General features: G+C 68.4%; 17 protein-coding genes and 1 riboswitch. Of the genes, 6 read left to right on the top strand and 11 right to left on the bottom strand.

Features of this window, described 5'->3' with window-relative positions; genetic code table 11:
• Window positions 1-41 precede the first annotated feature (41 nt).
• Window positions 42-659 (top strand): SH3 domain-containing protein, encoded by a 618-nt coding sequence (locus JUB11_RS01870; protein WP_207455997.1) that lies wholly within the window; start codon window positions 42-44, stop codon window positions 657-659.
• 3 nt (window positions 660-662) lie between these two features.
• Here JUB11_RS01870 and JUB11_RS01865 read toward each other — a convergent pair whose 3' ends face one another.
• Window positions 663-1,181, bottom strand: coding sequence for a phasin family protein (locus tag JUB11_RS01865; protein ID WP_207455706.1), 519 nt, complete (start codon window positions 1,179-1,181; stop codon window positions 663-665).
• Between the two features lie 133 nt (window positions 1,182-1,314).
• Window positions 1,315-2,523, bottom strand: coding sequence for an O-succinylhomoserine sulfhydrylase (gene metZ, locus JUB11_RS01860; protein WP_207455705.1), 1,209 nt, complete (start codon window positions 2,521-2,523; stop codon window positions 1,315-1,317).
• A 71-nt stretch (window positions 2,524-2,594) separates the two neighbouring features.
• Window positions 2,595-2,674, bottom strand: a riboswitch (SAM riboswitch).
• A gap of 300 nt (window positions 2,675-2,974) precedes the next feature.
• Between metZ and JUB11_RS01855 the strand changes: the two genes are divergently transcribed.
• Window positions 2,975-3,697, top strand: coding sequence for a Bax inhibitor-1/YccA family protein (locus JUB11_RS01855; protein ID WP_207455704.1), 723 nt, complete (start codon window positions 2,975-2,977; stop codon window positions 3,695-3,697).
• 99 nt (window positions 3,698-3,796) lie between these two features.
• Here the strand turns inward: JUB11_RS01855 and JUB11_RS01850 are convergent, their stop codons facing one another.
• Window positions 3,797-4,753, bottom strand: coding sequence for a LysR substrate-binding domain-containing protein (locus tag JUB11_RS01850; RefSeq protein WP_207455703.1), 957 nt, complete (start codon window positions 4,751-4,753; stop codon window positions 3,797-3,799).
• Between the two features lie 198 nt (window positions 4,754-4,951).
• Between JUB11_RS01850 and JUB11_RS01845 the strand changes: the two genes are divergently transcribed.
• Window positions 4,952-5,578 carry an FMN-dependent NADH-azoreductase gene (locus JUB11_RS01845; RefSeq protein ID WP_207455702.1) on the top strand — a complete coding sequence of 209 codons (627 nt, stop codon included), beginning with the start codon at window positions 4,952-4,954 and terminating at the stop codon, window positions 5,576-5,578.
• 92 nt (window positions 5,579-5,670) lie between these two features.
• Here JUB11_RS01845 and dnaJ read toward each other — a convergent pair whose 3' ends face one another.
• Window positions 5,671-6,825, bottom strand: coding sequence for a molecular chaperone DnaJ (gene dnaJ / locus JUB11_RS01840; RefSeq protein ID WP_207455701.1), 1,155 nt, complete (start codon window positions 6,823-6,825; stop codon window positions 5,671-5,673).
• 149 nt (window positions 6,826-6,974) lie between these two features.
• Window positions 6,975-8,897 carry a molecular chaperone DnaK gene (gene dnaK / locus JUB11_RS01835; RefSeq protein ID WP_207455700.1) on the bottom strand — a complete coding sequence of 641 codons (1,923 nt, stop codon included), beginning with the start codon at window positions 8,895-8,897 and terminating at the stop codon, window positions 6,975-6,977.
• 549 nt (window positions 8,898-9,446) lie between these two features.
• Here dnaK and JUB11_RS01830 point away from each other — a divergent pair.
• Complete coding sequence (locus tag JUB11_RS01830) at window positions 9,447-9,650, top strand: hypothetical protein (RefSeq protein WP_207455699.1); 204 nt, start codon at window positions 9,447-9,449, stop codon at window positions 9,648-9,650.
• Window positions 9,651-9,716: 66 nt separating this feature from the next.
• On the opposite strand, the gene JUB11_RS01825 is transcribed toward JUB11_RS01830, so the two are convergent.
• Window positions 9,717-10,253: a hypothetical protein gene (locus JUB11_RS01825; protein WP_207455995.1), complete on the bottom strand. Its 537-nt coding sequence runs from the start codon at window positions 10,251-10,253 to the stop codon at window positions 9,717-9,719.
• A 154-nt stretch (window positions 10,254-10,407) separates the two neighbouring features.
• Here JUB11_RS01825 and JUB11_RS01820 point away from each other — a divergent pair, with 154 nt between their 5' ends.
• Window positions 10,408-11,304 carry a DUF1848 domain-containing protein gene (locus tag JUB11_RS01820; protein ID WP_207455698.1) on the top strand — a complete coding sequence of 299 codons (897 nt, stop codon included), beginning with the start codon at window positions 10,408-10,410 and terminating at the stop codon, window positions 11,302-11,304.
• A 95-nt stretch (window positions 11,305-11,399) separates the two neighbouring features.
• Complete coding sequence (locus JUB11_RS01815) at window positions 11,400-11,735, top strand: DMT family protein (RefSeq protein ID WP_348771336.1); 336 nt, start codon at window positions 11,400-11,402, stop codon at window positions 11,733-11,735.
• A gap of 39 nt (window positions 11,736-11,774) precedes the next feature.
• Here the strand turns inward: JUB11_RS01815 and JUB11_RS01810 are convergent, their stop codons facing one another.
• The 5 genes from JUB11_RS01810 to JUB11_RS01790 form a co-directional block, all read right to left on the bottom strand.
• Entirely contained in the window at window positions 11,775-12,695 is a 921-nt protein-coding gene (locus JUB11_RS01810; RefSeq protein ID WP_207455696.1) for a class I SAM-dependent methyltransferase, read from the bottom strand.
• Between the two features lie 174 nt (window positions 12,696-12,869).
• Entirely contained in the window at window positions 12,870-13,475 is a 606-nt protein-coding gene (grpE, locus tag JUB11_RS01805) for a nucleotide exchange factor GrpE (RefSeq protein ID WP_207455694.1), read from the bottom strand.
• Between the two features lie 62 nt (window positions 13,476-13,537).
• Window positions 13,538-14,575 (bottom strand): heat-inducible transcriptional repressor HrcA, encoded by a 1,038-nt coding sequence (gene hrcA, locus JUB11_RS01800; protein ID WP_207455691.1) that lies wholly within the window; start codon window positions 14,573-14,575, stop codon window positions 13,538-13,540.
• 149 nt (window positions 14,576-14,724) lie between these two features.
• The gene (locus JUB11_RS01795; RefSeq protein ID WP_207455689.1) at window positions 14,725-15,015 is read right to left on the bottom strand and encodes a pilus assembly protein HicB; all 291 of its coding nucleotides are present in this window, start codon (window positions 15,013-15,015) and stop codon (window positions 14,725-14,727) included.
• Window positions 15,012-15,437 carry a putative toxin-antitoxin system toxin component, PIN family gene (locus JUB11_RS01790; RefSeq protein WP_207455686.1) on the bottom strand — a complete coding sequence of 142 codons (426 nt, stop codon included), beginning with the start codon at window positions 15,435-15,437 and terminating at the stop codon, window positions 15,012-15,014. Before JUB11_RS01790 ends, JUB11_RS01795 begins: the two co-directional genes overlap by 4 nt.
• Window positions 15,438-15,489 lie beyond the last annotated feature (52 nt).

The raw sequence follows: 15,489 nt of genomic DNA, 5'->3' as shown, positions 1-15,489 counted from the left end.
TGAATTCGGCTTTTGCTTTAGGGATTTCGCGCGTGCAGAGGATGTCCACGTTCCGCCTTCCGCTTGCCCTGGCTCTGGCTCTCGCCGGCGCGGCTGTCGGCGCGTCGGGTGCGTCCGCGGCCACCCCCGCCACCCAGCCGGCACAGGCCGCCGCGGCACCGGCGGCACCCCCCGCCGCACCGGCCGCGGCACCGGAGAGCGGCGGCAAGGCGCCGGACAAGGCGGACAAGTCGCCGGTGCATGGCACCGGCCTGCCCCTGCCCCGCTTCGTGACGCTGCGCTCGAACGAGGTCAACGCACGCAGCGGGCCGGGCGTCCGCTACCCCGTGGAATGGGTCTTCGTGCGCAAGGAAATGCCGGTCGAGATCACGGCGGAGTTCGACACCTGGCGCCGCATCCGCGACTGGGAGGGCAGCGAGGGCTGGGTCCACCAGAGCATGCTGTCGGGCAAGCGCAGCATCATGATCCGCGGGGAGACGCGCACCATCCTCAAGGAGGCGCGCGACGGCGCGCCGGCCGTGGCGCGTGCGGAACCGGGGGTGATGGGCTGGCTGCAGCGCTGCCAGGGTCCGTGGTGCGAGGTCAATCTCCAGGGCTACAAGGGCTGGCTCCCTCGCGACGCCTTCTGGGGCGTCTACGAAAATGAGGTCGTCGAGTGATTGTCAGCCGCGTTCGCGCCCCAGACGGCGGGCGTTGGCGCTGACCGTGCGGTGAACGGGCGCCAGCCCCGCGCTCGCCACGGCGGACCAGGCCTCGGCGAGCCGCAGCCCGGCGGCCATGCCCCCCATCATCATGCCCGATGCCATGGCGCCGGCCGCCCGGCTCTGCCAAGCGAGCCAGTCCGCGGGCGTGGGCACCCGCCCGAAGGCCGGGGATCCGGGCAGGAGCGGCCCGGCCGCGAGCGCCGTCCAGGCTTGGCCCAGCTCGGCCATTCCCTTCGCCATCGCCTGCCCGGCCTCCACCGCGGCTTCCAGCTTCTCGGTCCCCATGCGGACGAATTCGGGGTTGGCCATGGCGACGGGATCGCCGGCCGCGGCGGCCATCATCGCGGTCCGGTGGGTGATGGTCCGCGCCGCGGCGATCCCCACCTCCCCGCCCTGCACGCCGGTGCGCGCGAGTTCGCCCGCGAGCGCCAGCATCCGCGCCGGCGTGACCCGTTTTCCACCCCTTCGGCGCGTCATGCCGTCTTCCTCCCGAATGCGAAAAGCCCGAACCCCTCGAACAGCGGCAGGCTGCGAAAGGTCCGGGCTTCCGGTGCGGGACTTGACACTTGACGCAACCGGCCCGCGGGCCGGTCGCGTCAGCGGTTGAGCGTCACAGGGTGGAGAGGCCGCGCTCCAGGTCGTCGATGATGTCCTGCGGATCCTCGAGCCCGACCGACAGGCGAAGCAGGTTCGGCGTGATGCCGGCCAGCTCCTTCTCCTCGGGCGTCAGCTTGGAGTGGGTGGTGGTCGCCGGGTGGGTGCTCAGCGACTTGGAGTCGCCGAGATTGTTGGAGATCATCACCATGCGCAGTTCGTTCAGGACGTGGAAGGCCTGCTCCTTGCCGCCCTTCACGAAGATCGACAGCATGTTGCCGCCGCCGGTCATCTGCTTCCTGATGAGGTCGCGCTGCGGGTGGCTGTCCAGGCCGGGATAGAGCACGCGCTCGATCTTCGCGTGGCCTTCCAGGAACTCCGCCACCTTCTGCGCCGAGGCGCTCTGCGCGGCGACGCGCAGCTCCAGCGTCTCCATGCTCTTCAGCAGCAGCCAGGCGTTGAAGGGGCTGATGGTCGGGCCGGTGTGGCGCAGGTAGGGGTGGATGACCTCGGCGCCGTAGGCCTTCTCCTTGGTCAGGATCACGCCGCCCAGGCAGCGGCCCTGCCCGTCGATGTGCTTGGTCGCGGAATAGACCACGACGTCCGCGCCGAACTCGAAGGGGCGCTGCAGGACCGGGGTCGCGAAGGCGTTGTCCACCACCACCTTGGCCCCGGCCTTGTGGGCCAGCTCGCAGACGGCGGCGAGATCGACGACCTCAAGGCCCGGGTTCGACGGCGTCTCCAGGAACACCATCTTCGCCGGCCGCGACAGGGCGGCCTCCCAGGCGCCGAGGTCGGTGCCGTCCACGAACTCCGCCTCGACGCCGAAGCGCGCGGACAGCTCCTTTATCACCCAGTAGCAGGAGATGAAGAGCGCGCGGGGCGCCACGATGCGGTCGCCGGTGCGCAGGTTGCTCCAGAGTGCCGCGTGCACCGCCGCCATGCCGCTCGCCGTCGCGTAGGCCCACTCGGCGCCCTCGTAGGTCGCCAGGCGCTGCTCGAACATGTTCGAGGTCGGGTTGCCGAAGCGCGAGTAGACGAGCCGCGACCCGTCGTTGGCGAAGGCGCCTTCCGCCTCCTCCGCCGAGCCGTAGACGAAGCCGGAGGTCTGGTACAGGGCCTCGCAGGTCTCGTCGAAGGACGAGCGCTGGATGCCGCCATGGACCAGCTTGGACCGGGGCCGCAGCCCCGCGACGTTGGGTGTGCGATGATCGGTGCGCGCCATGCCATTTGCTCCTGACAAGCCGGCGGGGCCCACCGGCCAAACAAAAAACGCCCCGACCGAAGGGTCGAGGCGCGGACGCATCTCGGACCTTTTTAGCGGATTGTTTTACGTGGCCCGCAAGCCGGCCGACCAAATCACCACGTTGGTCCGGTTGTACGCCCACCTCCGCGCGTGCGTCAAGTGGGGGGTTGAAGCCTCGGTCTTCCCCGGCGGAGCATGGAGGGAAAAGGGTGCCGCCTTCCGAAGGGAGCGGCGCGCCCAGGGAAGTTCATGCAGCGCTGAAGTGAAAGAGCCGCGCGGCCACTGCTTTCACTCACGCGCGTGCAATGAAAGCCCTGGCTGATTATGGCTTTTTCATGAAGCCGGACTCCGCGTGGTTCCTCTTGAACTTGGCCTAGGACTTGCCAATATGGTGGTCGTTCTGGGAACAACCCACCTTTCGAGGTTCACCATGGCTGACCCGACCTATAACCGCTACGCGACCGAAGGCCGCGCGTTTGATCGGGGGTATTTCGACGAAGGCCTTCGGCAGCACATGCTGCGCGTCTACAACTACATGGGCGCCGGCCTCGTCCTGACCGGCCTCGTGGCCTTCCTGGTCTCGTCCAGCCCCTCCATGATGGCCGCCATCTTTGGCACGCCGCTGAAGTGGGTCGTCATGCTGGCGCCGCTCGCCTTCGTGATGGTGCTGTCCTTCGGCATCAACCGGCTGTCCTTCGCCTCGGCGCAGATGGTCTTCTGGGCCTACTGCGGCGCCATGGGCCTGTCGATGGCCGCGATCTTCCTGGTCTTCACCGGGGCGTCGATCGCGCTGACCTTCTTCGTCACCGCCGCGACCTTCCTGGCGATGAGCCTCTACGGCTACACCACGAAGGCCGACCTGTCGAAGATGGGCTCCTTCCTGATGATGGGCGTGATCGGCATCCTGATCGCCGGCCTCGCCAACCTGTTCTTCCAGTCGAGCGCGCTGCACTTCGCGATCTCGGCGCTGGGCGTGGTGATCTTCACCGGCCTCACCGCCTACGACACCCAGCGCATCAAGGAAGAATACGCCGAGGGCTACGGCCACGAGGCGCAGGGCAAGCTGGCGCTGATGGGCGCACTGACGCTCTACCTGGACTTCGTCAACCTGTTCCAGTTCCTGCTGAGCTTCCTGGGGCAGCGCGACGAGTAAGCATGAGGGTCCGGCCCACCCGGGCCGGAACCGGCTGATGAACCGCCCGGAGGCACCCCGCCTCCGGGCGGTTTCTTTTTTCCGTGGCGCCGCGCCCGCTCACGCTCCTTCCCGCTCCCGTCCCCGCTCCGCCGCCCCCTCCCCGCCGAAGCCCGCCGCCAGCCGGTCGATGAACAGGCGGACCGATGGCAGGAGGCCGCGCCGGGAGGGGAAGACGGCATGGACGATCCCCGACGGCAGCGTCCAGCCGGGGAGCAGCGCCTCCAGGTCGCCGCGCGCGAGGTCGCCGGCGATGAGGATGCGCGGCATCACCGCGATGCCGACCCCGCACAGCAGCCCCTGCCGCACCATCCGCAGGTCGTCGGTGACCAGCCGGGGGCTGTGCGGCACGCTGTGCGGCCGGCCCTCGGGATCCAGCAGGCGCCAGGCATGCACGCCCGACGCCTGCGGCATGTCCAGGCTGTCGAAGCCCGCGAGGTCGGCGGGTTGGCGGGGACGCTCCCGCCCCCCTCCCGGCCCCCCTCCCGAGCTCTCGAACAGGCGCGGGCTGGCGGCCAGGACGGACCCGTGCAGGTCCAGCCGGCGGATGACGAGGTCGGTGTCCTCCAGCGGCGGCATGCGCACGCGGATGGCGACGTCGAATCCCTCCTCGATCACGTCCACCCGCCGGTTGGTCGATTCCAGATGGACCCGCAGGCGCGGATGCTCCGCCATGAAGCGGCCGACGATGGGGCCGACGCGGTCCTCCACAAGCGACACCGGGCAGCTCACGCGGATCAGCCCCTGCGGCTCGGCCCGGCTGCGGTCGATGACCTCCTGGGCGGCCTCGGCCTCCGCGGCGACGGCGAGGCAATGGCGGTGGTAGGCCTGGCCCAGCTCGGTGACCGCGAAGCTGCGGGTGGAGCGCTGGATGAGCCGGACGCCCAGCCGCTCCTCCAGCACCGCCACCCGCCGGCTCAGCTTCGACTTCGGCACGCCGAGCGCGCGGCCCGCGGCGGCGAAGCCGCCATGCTCCACCACCTGGGCGAAGAGATAGAGATCGTTCAGGTCCTGCATCGCATCCGCCAGCTATCCGTCGAGCGACCGTTTCGCCCGGCCGCTCAATCGGCGTGCCATTGAAGCACGGGCCATCGTTCCAGAAAATAGGACGATCTGTGCGGAAAACGCCGTCTTACGGGCGCAGCGTTCCGAATCTACCTTTCCTGTCAACGGAGCGCGGGGCGGACCCGCCGCTCAAACGAAGGAAGATCCACCATGAAGCTCCTGCGCATCGATTCCAGCCCGCTCGGCGCCAACTCCGTCTCCCGCGAACTCACCGCCTCCGTCGTCGAGGCCTGGACGCGCGCCGAACCGGCGATCGAAATCGTCGAGCGCGACCTCGCCATCGCCCCGCCGGACCATCTGGACGGCCAGCTTCTCCAGGTCGTGAAGTTCCGGAACCTCGAAGGGCTGAACGATCGGCAGAAGCGCGAACTCGCGCTGACCGACAGGCTGGTGGACGAGTTCCTGGCCGCCGACGTCGTGGTCATCGGCGCCCCGATGTACAACTTCTCCATCCCGAGCCAGCTCAAGTCCTGGATCGACCGCATCGCCCAGCCGGGCCGCACCTTCCGCTACACCGAAAAGGGTCCGGAAGGGCTGGCTGGCGGCCGCAAGGTGATCATCGCCTCCACGCGCGGCGGCGCCTACGCCGGCACCGCCTATGAGACGGCGATGGACCACCAGGAGGCCTACCTGCGCGCCTTCCTCGGCTTCATCGGCGTGACGGACGTGACGGTCGTCCGCGCCGAGGGCGTCGCCATGGGTCCGGAAGCGCGGGAAAAGGCGCTGGGCGCCGCCAAGGCGCAGATCGACGGGCTCCTCCTCGCCGAAGCCGCCTGACGCCTTGAACCAGGGTTAAGCCGGGCATGAAAAAAGGGGCCGCGCACGAGGCGCGGCCCCTTTCGCTTACCGTGAGCAAACCGGAGACCGGCTCACTCCTTCAGGTCTTCCCACAGCTCCTTCACCTTGGCGAAGAAGCCTTCCGACTGCGGGCTGGACCCGCCGTCCTTGCCGGCCGTCTCGAACTCGCGCAGCAGCTCCTGCTGGCGCTTGGTGAGGTTGACCGGCGTCTCCACCACCGACTCGACGTACATGTCGCCCCGGTGCGGGCTGCGCAGCACGGACATGCCCTTGCCCTTCAGGCGGAACTGGTGACCGCTCTGCGTGCCGGGGGGCACCGTCACCTTGGCGCGGGTGCCGTCGATGATCGGCACCTCCACCGTGCCGCCCAGCGCCGCCGTCGTCATCGGGATGGGCACGCGGCAGTGGATGTTGGCACCGTCGCGCTGGAACAGCGGGTGCGGCGCCACCGACAGGAAGATGTAGAGGTCGCCCGGAGGCGCCCCGCGCAGCCCCGCCTCGCCCTCGCCGGCCAGCCGGATGCGGGTGCCGTCCTCGACGCCGGCGGGGATGTTGACCTGGAGGGTCTTCTCCTTGCGTTGGCGCCCGGCGCCGCCGCAGGCCTTGCAGGGGTCCTTGATGACGCGGCCCTGGCCGTGGCAGCCCGGGCAGGTGCGCTCGATCGTGAAGAAGCCCTGCTGGGCGCGCACCTTGCCGTGGCCCTGGCAGGTCGGGCAGGTCACCGGCTGGGTGCCGGCCGCCGCACCCGACCCGCTGCACACGTCGCACTGCGCCGAGGTCGGCACGCGGACCGTCGCCTGGGAGCCCTTGAAGGCCTCCTCCAGCCCGATCTCCAGGTTGTAGCGCAGATCCTGCCCGCGCCCGCCCTGGCCGGCGCCGCCACGGCGCCCGCCCATGAACTCCCCGAACATCTCGTCGAAGATGTCCGCGAAGCCGCCGCCACCGCCGCCGCCGAAATCGAAGCCGCCGAAGCCGCCGCCCGCACCGCCGCCGCGTCCGCCCTCGAAGGCGTCGTGACCGAAGCGGTCGTAGGCCGCGCGCTTCTGATCGTCCTTCAGGACCTCATAGGCTTCGCTGATTTCCTTGAACTTGCGTTCGGCTTCCTTGTCACCCTGGTTGCGGTCAGGGTGATACTGCATCGCCATCTTGCGATAGGCTTTCTTGAGTTCATCGGCACTCGCGCCTTTCTGAACACCAAGAAGCTCGTAATAGTCCTGCTTCGCCATGGACCGCGCGCCTCACCTAATCCACACCCAGCCTTGAACCCCCGTCTCCCCCGGCCCGGCTTGAGGCCCGAACATCTCCGGCCCGCCGCCCGGAAGGGGCGACGGGCCGGAGCATGCCGGACACGGGGGCCGGAAGAAAGCGGCGTGACTTACGCCGACTTCTTCTTGTCGTCGTCGACTTCCTCGAAGTCCGCGTCGACCACGCCCGGCTCGTTCGGCTGCGCGCCGGCACCGGCCGCACCGGCCCCGGCGGCACCCTCCTCGCCCTGGCCGGCCTTGTACATGGCCTCGCCCAGCTTCATGGCGACCTGGGACAGCGCTTCGGTCTTGGCCTTCACCGCGTCGAGGTCGTTGCTGTCGAGCACGCCCTTCAACTCGGCGATGGCCGCCTCGGCCGCGGTCTTCTCTGACGCCGGGATCTTGTCGCCGCCGTCCTTGATGGTCCGCTCGGTCGAGTGGATCAGCGCGTCCGCCTGGTTGCGGGCGTCCACCAGCTCGCGCCGCTTCTTGTCCTCGGCGGAGTGGGCCTCGGCGTCCTTCACCATCTTCTCGATGTCGGCGTCCGACAGGCCGCCCGACGCCTGGATGCGGATCTGCTGCTCCTTGTTGGTGGCCTTGTCCTTCGCCGTGACGTTCACGATGCCGTTGGCGTCGATGTCGAAGGTCACCTCGATCTGCGGCACGCCGCGCGGCGCCGGCGGGATGCCCATCAGGTCGAACTGGCCGAGCATCTTGTTGTCCGCCGCCATCTCGCGCTCGCCCTGGAAGACGCGGATGGTCACCGCGTTCTGGTTGTCCTCGGCGGTCGAGAAGGTCTGGCTCTTCTTGGTCGGGATGGTGGTGTTGCGGTCGATCAGGCGGGTGAACACGCCGCCCAGCGTCTCGATGCCCAGCGACAGCGGGGTCACGTCGAGCAGCAGGACGTCCTTCACCTCGCCCTTCAGCACGCCGCCCTGGATGGCGGCGCCGATGGCGACCACCTCGTCCGGGTTCACGCCGCGGCTCGGCTCACGGCCGAAGAACTGCTTCACCGTCTCGATGACCTTGGGCATGCGGGTCATGCCGCCGACCAGGATCACCTCGTCGATCTCGCTCGCCTTCAGGCCCGCGTCCTTGAGGGCCGCCTGGCAGGGGCCGATCGTGCGCTGCACCAGCTCGTCGACGATGGCTTCCAGCTTGGCGCGGGTCAGCTTGACGTTCAGGTGCTTCGGGCCGCTCTGGTCGGCTGTGATGAAGGGCAGGTTGACCTCGGTCTGCATCGACGAGGACAGCTCGATCTTCGCCTTCTCCGCGGCTTCCTTCAGGCGCTGCAGGGCCAGACGGTCCTTCCGCAGGTCGATGCCCTGCTCCTTCTGGAACTCCTCGGCGAGATAGTCGATGATGCGCGCGTCGAAGTCCTCGCCGCCCAGGAAGGTGTCGCCGTTGGTCGACTTCACCTCGAAGACGCCGTCGCCGATCTCCAGGACCGACACGTCGAAGGTGCCGCCGCCAAGGTCGTAGACCGCGATGGTGCCGCTGCCCTTCTTGTCCATGCCGTAGGCGAGTGCCGCGGCCGTCGGCTCGTTGATGATGCGCAGGACTTCCAGGCCGGCGATCTTGCCGGCGTCCTTGGTGGCCTGGCGCTGGCTGTCGTTGAAGTAGGCCGGGACGGTGATGACCGCCTGGGTCACCGGCTCACCCAGATAATTCTCCGCCGTTTCCTTCATCTTCTGCAGGATGAAGGCGCTGATCTGCGAGGGGCTGTACTTCTTGTCGAAGGACTCCACCCAGGCGTCGCCGTTGTCGCCGGAGATGATCTTGTAGGGGACGAGGTCCTTGTCCTTCTTCGTCAGCGGATCGTCGTAGCGGCGACCGATCAGACGCTTGATCGCGAAGAGGGTGTTCTCCGGGTTCGTGACGGCCTGGCGCTTGGCCGGCTGACCGACCAGACGCTCCCCGTTCTGGGCGAAGGCGACCATCGAGGGGGTCGTGCGCGCGCCCTCGGTGTTCTCGATCACCTTGGCAGAGGAGCCTTCCATAACGGCGACGCACGAGTTCGTGGTGCCGAGGTCGATGCCAATGACTTTGCTCATGTTCAGCCTCTGTTGTTCGGCAGATGCGCGGCGGCCCGTCGCTTACGGCACCGTCGCGATCCCCATGGGTTCGGTGGAACGAATTGGGGTGAGATCACGATCTGTCGCCCGGAGATATAGGGGGGTGCGTTTCGGGCTGCAACGTCTTGGTCACCCCCGGAACCCCGGAAAGGGAGAAATAATCCGGCCTCCCCGCCCGTGCCGGACTGCCCGGTCCTGCACGCGGCGATGGAAAGCGGTGGGACGCTAAAGCCGAAACGGAAGGGGGCGCCGCCGGGTTCCCGCGCAAGCGAAGAAACCAGCCCACCGTTAATGACTTGTAATAAAGGCGCAGAAGCGGGGCGCCCTCTTAAGCCTTTGTTAATGACGAATGTTGTAGATTCTTATTGCTGGACAATTGAGGGTAAGCCCTCGTCAGTCCTTGTCCCAACAATCTAATAGTGAAGGCCATTTTCCCCTGTGCTATACCCGGTTGGGGATGAGCTACCCAGTCGAAATGGTTAGCTCCGGCGTCACGATCGGGTTGGACGAAGGTCCAAGGGGGACAGCATGCGGGGTGATCGGCGCGACGTGGCATTGGCGATCAAGTCATGCCTCGACAGCCTTCAGGACGACGCGAACCGGGTCGATCTCGACGACCTCGCGCGTTTCATCAGCCTGGCGGCGCTGGCCGCGGAGGAGGCGGCCGTGGCCGCCGATCCGAAGGCCATTCACATGAAGGCCCTGATGGCCGGCGGCGTCGGCCACTGCTGACCCCTTGAGGCCGCCCGCCCGCCCTGGCGTTCCGGGCCGGAGAGTTCCGGCCCGAAGGATTGCGGCCTACAGAATCTCGGCGGAGCGGATCGCCGGATCGAGGCGCGACAGCGTGGCCGCGGCCTCCTCGTCGCCGTCCGCCTCGGCCGGCAGGGCGTAGCTGAACATCGCGACGGCCGCCCGGCCCTCGCGCTCCGCCCCGACGAACCACAGGTAATGCGCCTCGGCGCGCCCGTCCTCGACCGTCCGCATGACGGCCTGGGCGATCAGCGCGCCGTCCTCGCGGTCCTCCACCGTGCGGTCGCCCGCGCGGGGATCGTCCGGCCGCACGAAGCGCAGCGCCATCTCGCGTAAGACCTCCTCCACACCGCCCTGCCCCGGCTTCGGCGCCACCCGGTCGGTGACCAGCCGCAACGCCCCGGCCTCGCCGCGCGGCGGGCGGAAGGCGGCGACCGCATGGCCCTCATGCTCCTCGACCTCCGGCAGCCAGCCGGGCGGCAGCCGGAAGCGGACCAGCTCGGCCCATTCGATCGCCATGTCCTGGCCGCTTTCCCGGCTGCCTTCCTGCCCGCCGCCCTGCCCGCCGCCCTGGCTGCTGTCCATCACGTCGCCCTCCCGATGCTGCCCTTTCACGCGGCGCGCACCCTGGGCCGAAGCCGCGCGCACCGCCAAACCCGCTGATCCATGCCCCGGAACGTTGTTCTTTTGCAACAGGCGGCGGGCTTGAAGCGCCCCTGCCGAATGACTTGATTGCTGCATGATCGTTTCAGCGAGTTACAAAACCGACATACCGGCCTTCTACGGCCGCTGGTTTCTCAACCGCTTGGCCGAGGGGCATTGCCGGGTGGTGAACCCCTATGGCGGGCGCAGCCACCGGGTCGATCTCACGCGCGCGGCGGTGGACGGCTTCCTGTTCTGGACCAAGAACCTGGAGCCTTTCGAGGCGGCGCTGGAGGTGGTGTCGGAGGCCGGCTTCCCCTTCGTCGTGCAGCACAGCGCGACCGCCCTGCCCGCCGCGCTGGAACGCTCGGTGCCCCACTGGGAACGGCAGGTGGCCGCCATGCGGCGGGTGCGCGGGCAATGGGGGCCGCGCGCGGTGGTCTGGCGCTACGATCCCATCGCGGTGACCGACGCCACTCCGCCCGCCTGGCACCGAGAGACCTTCGCCCGGCTGGCCGGCGCGCTGGAGGGCGTCACCGACGAGGTGACCGTGTCCTTCCTCCAGCCCTACCGCAAGACCGCCCGCAACCTCGCCGCCGCCGGGATCGCCTGGCGCGACCCGGAGGCGGAGGAGAAGCGCGACCTGCTGGCGGAACTCGCAACGGTTGCCGCAGGCCACGGCATGGACCTGACGCTTTGCACCCAGCCGGATCTGCTGGACGCGGCCGGCGCCGCCCCGGCGCGCTGCGTGGACGCCGCGCGCCTGTCGGACGTCGCCGGCAGGCCCCTGAGGGCGCGGGAGAAGGGGAACCGGCCGGGCTGCCTGTGCGCGGAGAGCCGGGACATCGGCGGCTACGACAGCTGCCCGCACGGCTGCGTCTATTGCTACGCCGTGTCCAGCCGCGCCCTGGCGCAACGCCGCTTCGCCGCCCACGACCCGGACGGCGAGTTTCTCTTCGCGCGTGGCCCGGATAATCGGAAGCAGGTGGGATAGGGGATCTCCCCTCGGCCCGCGCTTGCCGCGCCGGCCCGACCGGCCCTACCTTGCCCGCGGCAATCCTCCATCCGCGATCAAGGGAGCCGGCACCCGTGTCGACCGTCCTGCTGCTGTGCGTCTCCAACCTCTTCATGACCGTCGCCTGGTACGGCCACCTGAAATTCCCCGACCGGCCGCTCTGGCAGGTGATCCTGGTGAGCTGGCTGATCGCGCTGGTCGAATACTGCTTCGCGGTGCCGGCCAACCGGCTCGGCTATCTCAACGGCTTCACCGCCGGCCAGCTCAAGGTGATGCAGGAGGTGATCACGCTGCTGGTCTTCGCCGGCTTCGCCGTCTTCTTCCTCGGCGAGCGGCTGAGCTGGCAGCATCTCGGGGCGTTCCTCTGCCTGGTCGGGGCGGTCGCCTTCCTGTTCGCGGACAAGCTCTGAGAAGGGGCGGCGGGCCTGCCGCCCCATCCAGGACGCGGCTCAACCGGCCTTGTGCGCGACCATGATGATCTCCGGGCGGAAGAGCCAGAACTGGCCGAGCCGCCCGGCCTTGCGGCGCAACGCCGTGGGCAGGCGGCCGACGGCACCCTCCACCGCCTTCAGGTAGGACAGGTAGCCCGTGCCGGCGAAGCGCACCGGCAGGTGCCGGCGCACGGCCATCGGCGCGACGTAGGCCGCCTCCATCCGGGCGAAGCCGGCCTTGCGCAGGGCTTCCTCCGTCTCGGCCCAGCTGTATTCGCGCAGATGCATGCAGACCGGCTCGTCCAGCCCGAAGATCTCCGACAGGTCCATCGGCCCGGCGTGCCGGTGCGGCATGCTGAGCACATAGCGCCCGCCCGGCTTCAGGATGGCGTGCACGTTCTCCATGTGCGTGACCACGTCCTCGGGGTGCAGATGCTCGACGACGTGGGTGGAGACGACCGCGTCGTAATGCTCCCGCGGCTCGAATCGCGCGAGATTGACGCCGTCGCAGCAGTGCCAGGCGACGTTGGTCGTCTCGTCGGTCCAGCGCTCCCCGCGTTCCCGCGTGACCTCGGTGGCGACGCAGCGGAAGCCCTTGCGGGCGAGGTAGGTCAGCAGACGGGCCTTGCCGGACCCGACCTCGTAGATGTCCCGCGCGCCCTTCAGCAGCGTCAGGAAATGCCCGAAGTCCAGCTCGTCGTCCTGGGTGGAGTCGTCCACGCCCTCGTTCAGCCAGGGGCATTTGCTGTAGAGCGCGGTGTAGCAGCGCTCGAACACGCTCCACCGCTCGTCCGGCCGCGACTCGCGCAGTTCGCGCGCCAGCCGGCGTTCCAGGTCCCAATGCTGCAGGACCATGCTTTCGCTGAGGGGATAGCCCGGCGCCAGGCCGAACTTGCGCTTGTAGCGGGTGACCAGATCTTGCGTATCGGTGGATTGCATCGTCGACCTCATTGAGGTACCGCACCTCATGAGGTTTTACACTTTGTCGTACCGATTTTCGCCTGGGCGGACGGTGCAGGACGCGGTGTATCGGGATAGGGACCGCGAGTCTTGCGGTCCAACCCTTTCGGGCGGGGCCGCCTCCTGGGGGAGGCGCCCCGCCCGACGGGAGCTTCAGGCCTTGGTGTCGAGGTGCTGTCCGCCGTCCGCGCCGCCCTTGGCGACGCCGACCATGGCCTCGCGCAGCAGGCGGCCATGGATGGTGTAGCCGGCCTGGAGAACCTGGACGATGGTGCCGGCCGGCTTGCCGGTGTTCTCGATCTCGAACATCACCTGATGGAAGTTCGGGTCGTAGGGCTCACCCATCGGCTCGAGCTTCCTGATGCCGGCGCGTTCCAGACCGGCGAGGAGCTGGCGCTCGGTCGCCTCGACGCCGACCGTCAGGCTCTTGACCAGCTCGTTCTCGGCCGAGTCGGCAGGCACGGCCTCCAGCGCGCGGCGCAGGTTGTCGGCGACGCCCAGCATGTCCTTGGCGAAGCCGCTCACCGCGTATTTGGAGGCGTCCTCCTTCTCGCGCGCGGCGCGGCGGCGGGTGTTCTCGGCCTCGGCCATGGCGCGCAGCGCCTGGTCCTTGAGGGCGGCGACCTCGGCCTCGAGCTGGGCGACGCGGTCCTGCGCCGAAGCGCCATCGGTCCCGGGCGTTTGAGCCTCGGCCTGCTCCGCGCCGTTGATCTCGGCGCCGGTGTCTTCGGTGGCGGGCTTGTTCTGCTCTTCGCTCATGACTCTCTCTTGTCTTTATCGGCTGGTCGTCGAAATGGCGTTGGGGCCGGGGTGAAGGGTTTCTAGCCGATCAGCCGGCCGATGACCTTGGCGGTATAATCCACCAGAGGAATGATGCGAGCGTAATTGATGCGGGTCGGGCCGATGACGCCGATCGCCCCGATCACCCGCTCGCGGCTGTTCTGGAAGGGCGAGATGATGAGCGTGCAGCCGGAATGGTTGAACAGCACGTTCTCCGCCCCGATGAAGATCTGCACGCCGTCGCCCTGCCCCGTGGCGTCCAGCAGGCGCAGCATGGCCTCCTTGGTCTCCAGGGCCTCGAACAGGGAGCGTACCCGCTCCAGGTCCGACAGGGCGGTGACGTCCTCCAGCAGGCGCGCCTGGCCGCGCACGATGAGCTGGCCGTCGTTGCCGGCGCTGCCGGCCCAGGTGGCGAGCCCCGCGGCGACGACCCGGCGCGACAGCTCGTCGAGCTGGGTCTTCTGCTCCTCGATCTCGCGCAGGACCTCCTGGCGCGCCTCGTCCAGCGTGCGGCCGACGAGCTTCGCGCTGAGATAGTTGGACACCATCTGCAAGGTGGAGGCCGGAAGCCCGACGGGCACCTCGATGACGCGGTTCTCGACCAGCCCGTCCTCGTTCACCAGCACCACCAGCGCGCGGCCGGGGCCGAGCGACACGAACTCGATGTGCTTCAAGGGCCGGTCGGTCTTGGGCGCCACCACGAGGCCGGCGCAGTGCGACAGGCCCGACAGCATGGTCGAGGCCTCGCCCAGCACGTCCTGCATGGAGCGCCCGGAGGAGGAGCATTTCGCCTCGATGGCGCCGCGCTCGTCCTCGCTCAGCGCGCCGATCTCCAGCAGCCCGTTCACGAACAGCCGCAGCCCCGCCTCGGTCGGGATGCGTCCGGCCGAGGTGTGCGGCGCGTAAAGGAGACCCTGCTCCTCCAGGTCGGCCATGACGTTGCGGATCGTCGCCGGCGACAGCGCCATGCCGAGCCGGCGCGAGATCGTGCGCGACCCGACCGGCTCCCCCGTCGCCACATAGGCATCGACGATCTGCCGGAAGATCTCGCGCGACCGTTTGTTCAGCTCGGTGATCATGCCCTGGGACAGCTGTGATGAGGCGCGCGCGGCGGCTGCCGCGCGCGTCGGCGTCGAACCGGACGGAATTTAAGAAGCCCCGGGGACCGAATCAACGTGCACGGCTCCGATGGGTGCGTTCACGCACGCCTATCCCGGAAGGGCGGTGGTCAGGCAAGAGGCGGCTGCTTGCGGAACCGTTCGAGCAGATCCGGGGGAATTTCATCGCCTTCGACGGGTGGTCCCGGACGCACCCGGGCCAGGATCGCGGCCATGTCCTCGCCGGTCGCGTTCCCCGCGCGACGGCGCAGGAACTCGTGCGGATCCTCCTGCGCTTCGATCCGCTGTTTGATCGCGGCAGCCACCCACTGGTCGAGTGAAACTCCCTCGCGTTGAGCGAGGCGCGTCGCCATCTCATGAACCGCTTCCGGGAGCTGCACGGGGATGGTGGCATTTTTCATGGCTTCAGAGCCCTAAAGAAATCCGCTGGTGTGAGAACCGAAAGACCGAATCTGATCCCTTCCCTGGCGAAATCCCTGATGTTGTAGGTCACCAGAGCATCCGCCCGCCCATTGACCGCCGCCTCCAGCACCATATCGTCATTCGGATCGGGCAACAGGGGCCGCCATCGGAAATGGATGAGCACCCCCTCGGCGAGGAATGCGAAGCTGGACAGAAAACGGTCGACTTCATCCCTCGAAAGGCCATGCGCGGACATCTGCTCCGGACGGTTCAGCACCGCCTCATATTCCACAAACAATGTGGTCGTCACCACAGGCCTGACAATGCCCTGCCTGACCAACTCCAGAATTTGGAAGGAAAGCCCATTCGGGCTTCGCATCGCGGCGGTCAGTATGTTGGTGTCCAGCACGACACGGATCATCAAGGGTCCACCGTCATCGCCTGGGCGAGGTTTTCCATCCCTTTGTATTCTG

It is taken from the genome of Azospirillum sp. SYSU D00513, assembly GCF_017356015.1.
GTDB lineage: Bacteria > Pseudomonadota > Alphaproteobacteria > Azospirillales > Azospirillaceae > Azospirillum.
Note: the sequence above shows the minus strand (reverse complement) of the source record. Positions and strands in the feature narration are given on the sequence as shown.

Bases quoted from the DNA above. Each gene is read 5' to 3' on its own strand.
- dnaK (WP_207455700.1), bottom strand. From the start codon at position 8,897: ATGAGCAAAGTCATTGGCATCGACCTCGGCACCACGAACTCGTGCGTC.
- JUB11_RS01790 (WP_207455686.1), bottom strand. From the start codon at position 15,437: ATGATCCGTGTCGTGCTGGACACCAACATACTGACCGCCGCGATGCGA.
- hrcA (WP_207455691.1), bottom strand. From the start codon at position 14,575: ATGATCACCGAGCTGAACAAACGGTCGCGCGAGATCTTCCGGCAGATC.
- JUB11_RS01810 (WP_207455696.1), bottom strand. From the start codon at position 12,695: ATGCAATCCACCGATACGCAAGATCTGGTCACCCGCTACAAGCGCAAG.
- JUB11_RS01820 (WP_207455698.1), top strand. From the start codon at position 10,408: ATGATCGTTTCAGCGAGTTACAAAACCGACATACCGGCCTTCTACGGC.
- JUB11_RS01825 (WP_207455995.1), bottom strand. From the start codon at position 10,253: ATGGACAGCAGCCAGGGCGGCGGGCAGGGCGGCGGGCAGGAAGGCAGC.
- JUB11_RS01845 (WP_207455702.1), top strand. From the start codon at position 4,952: ATGAAGCTCCTGCGCATCGATTCCAGCCCGCTCGGCGCCAACTCCGTC.
- grpE (WP_207455694.1), bottom strand. From the start codon at position 13,475: ATGAGCGAAGAGCAGAACAAGCCCGCCACCGAAGACACCGGCGCCGAG.
- JUB11_RS01870 (WP_207455997.1), top strand. From the start codon at position 42: ATGTCCACGTTCCGCCTTCCGCTTGCCCTGGCTCTGGCTCTCGCCGGC.
- JUB11_RS01865 (WP_207455706.1), bottom strand. From the start codon at position 1,181: ATGACGCGCCGAAGGGGTGGAAAACGGGTCACGCCGGCGCGGATGCTG.
- JUB11_RS01850 (WP_207455703.1), bottom strand. From the start codon at position 4,753: ATGCAGGACCTGAACGATCTCTATCTCTTCGCCCAGGTGGTGGAGCAT.
- dnaJ (WP_207455701.1), bottom strand. From the start codon at position 6,825: ATGGCGAAGCAGGACTATTACGAGCTTCTTGGTGTTCAGAAAGGCGCG.
- JUB11_RS01855 (WP_207455704.1), top strand. From the start codon at position 2,975: ATGGCTGACCCGACCTATAACCGCTACGCGACCGAAGGCCGCGCGTTT.
- JUB11_RS01830 (WP_207455699.1), top strand. From the start codon at position 9,447: ATGCGGGGTGATCGGCGCGACGTGGCATTGGCGATCAAGTCATGCCTC.
- JUB11_RS01795 (WP_207455689.1), bottom strand. From the start codon at position 15,015: ATGAAAAATGCCACCATCCCCGTGCAGCTCCCGGAAGCGGTTCATGAG.
- metZ (WP_207455705.1), bottom strand. From the start codon at position 2,523: ATGGCGCGCACCGATCATCGCACACCCAACGTCGCGGGGCTGCGGCCC.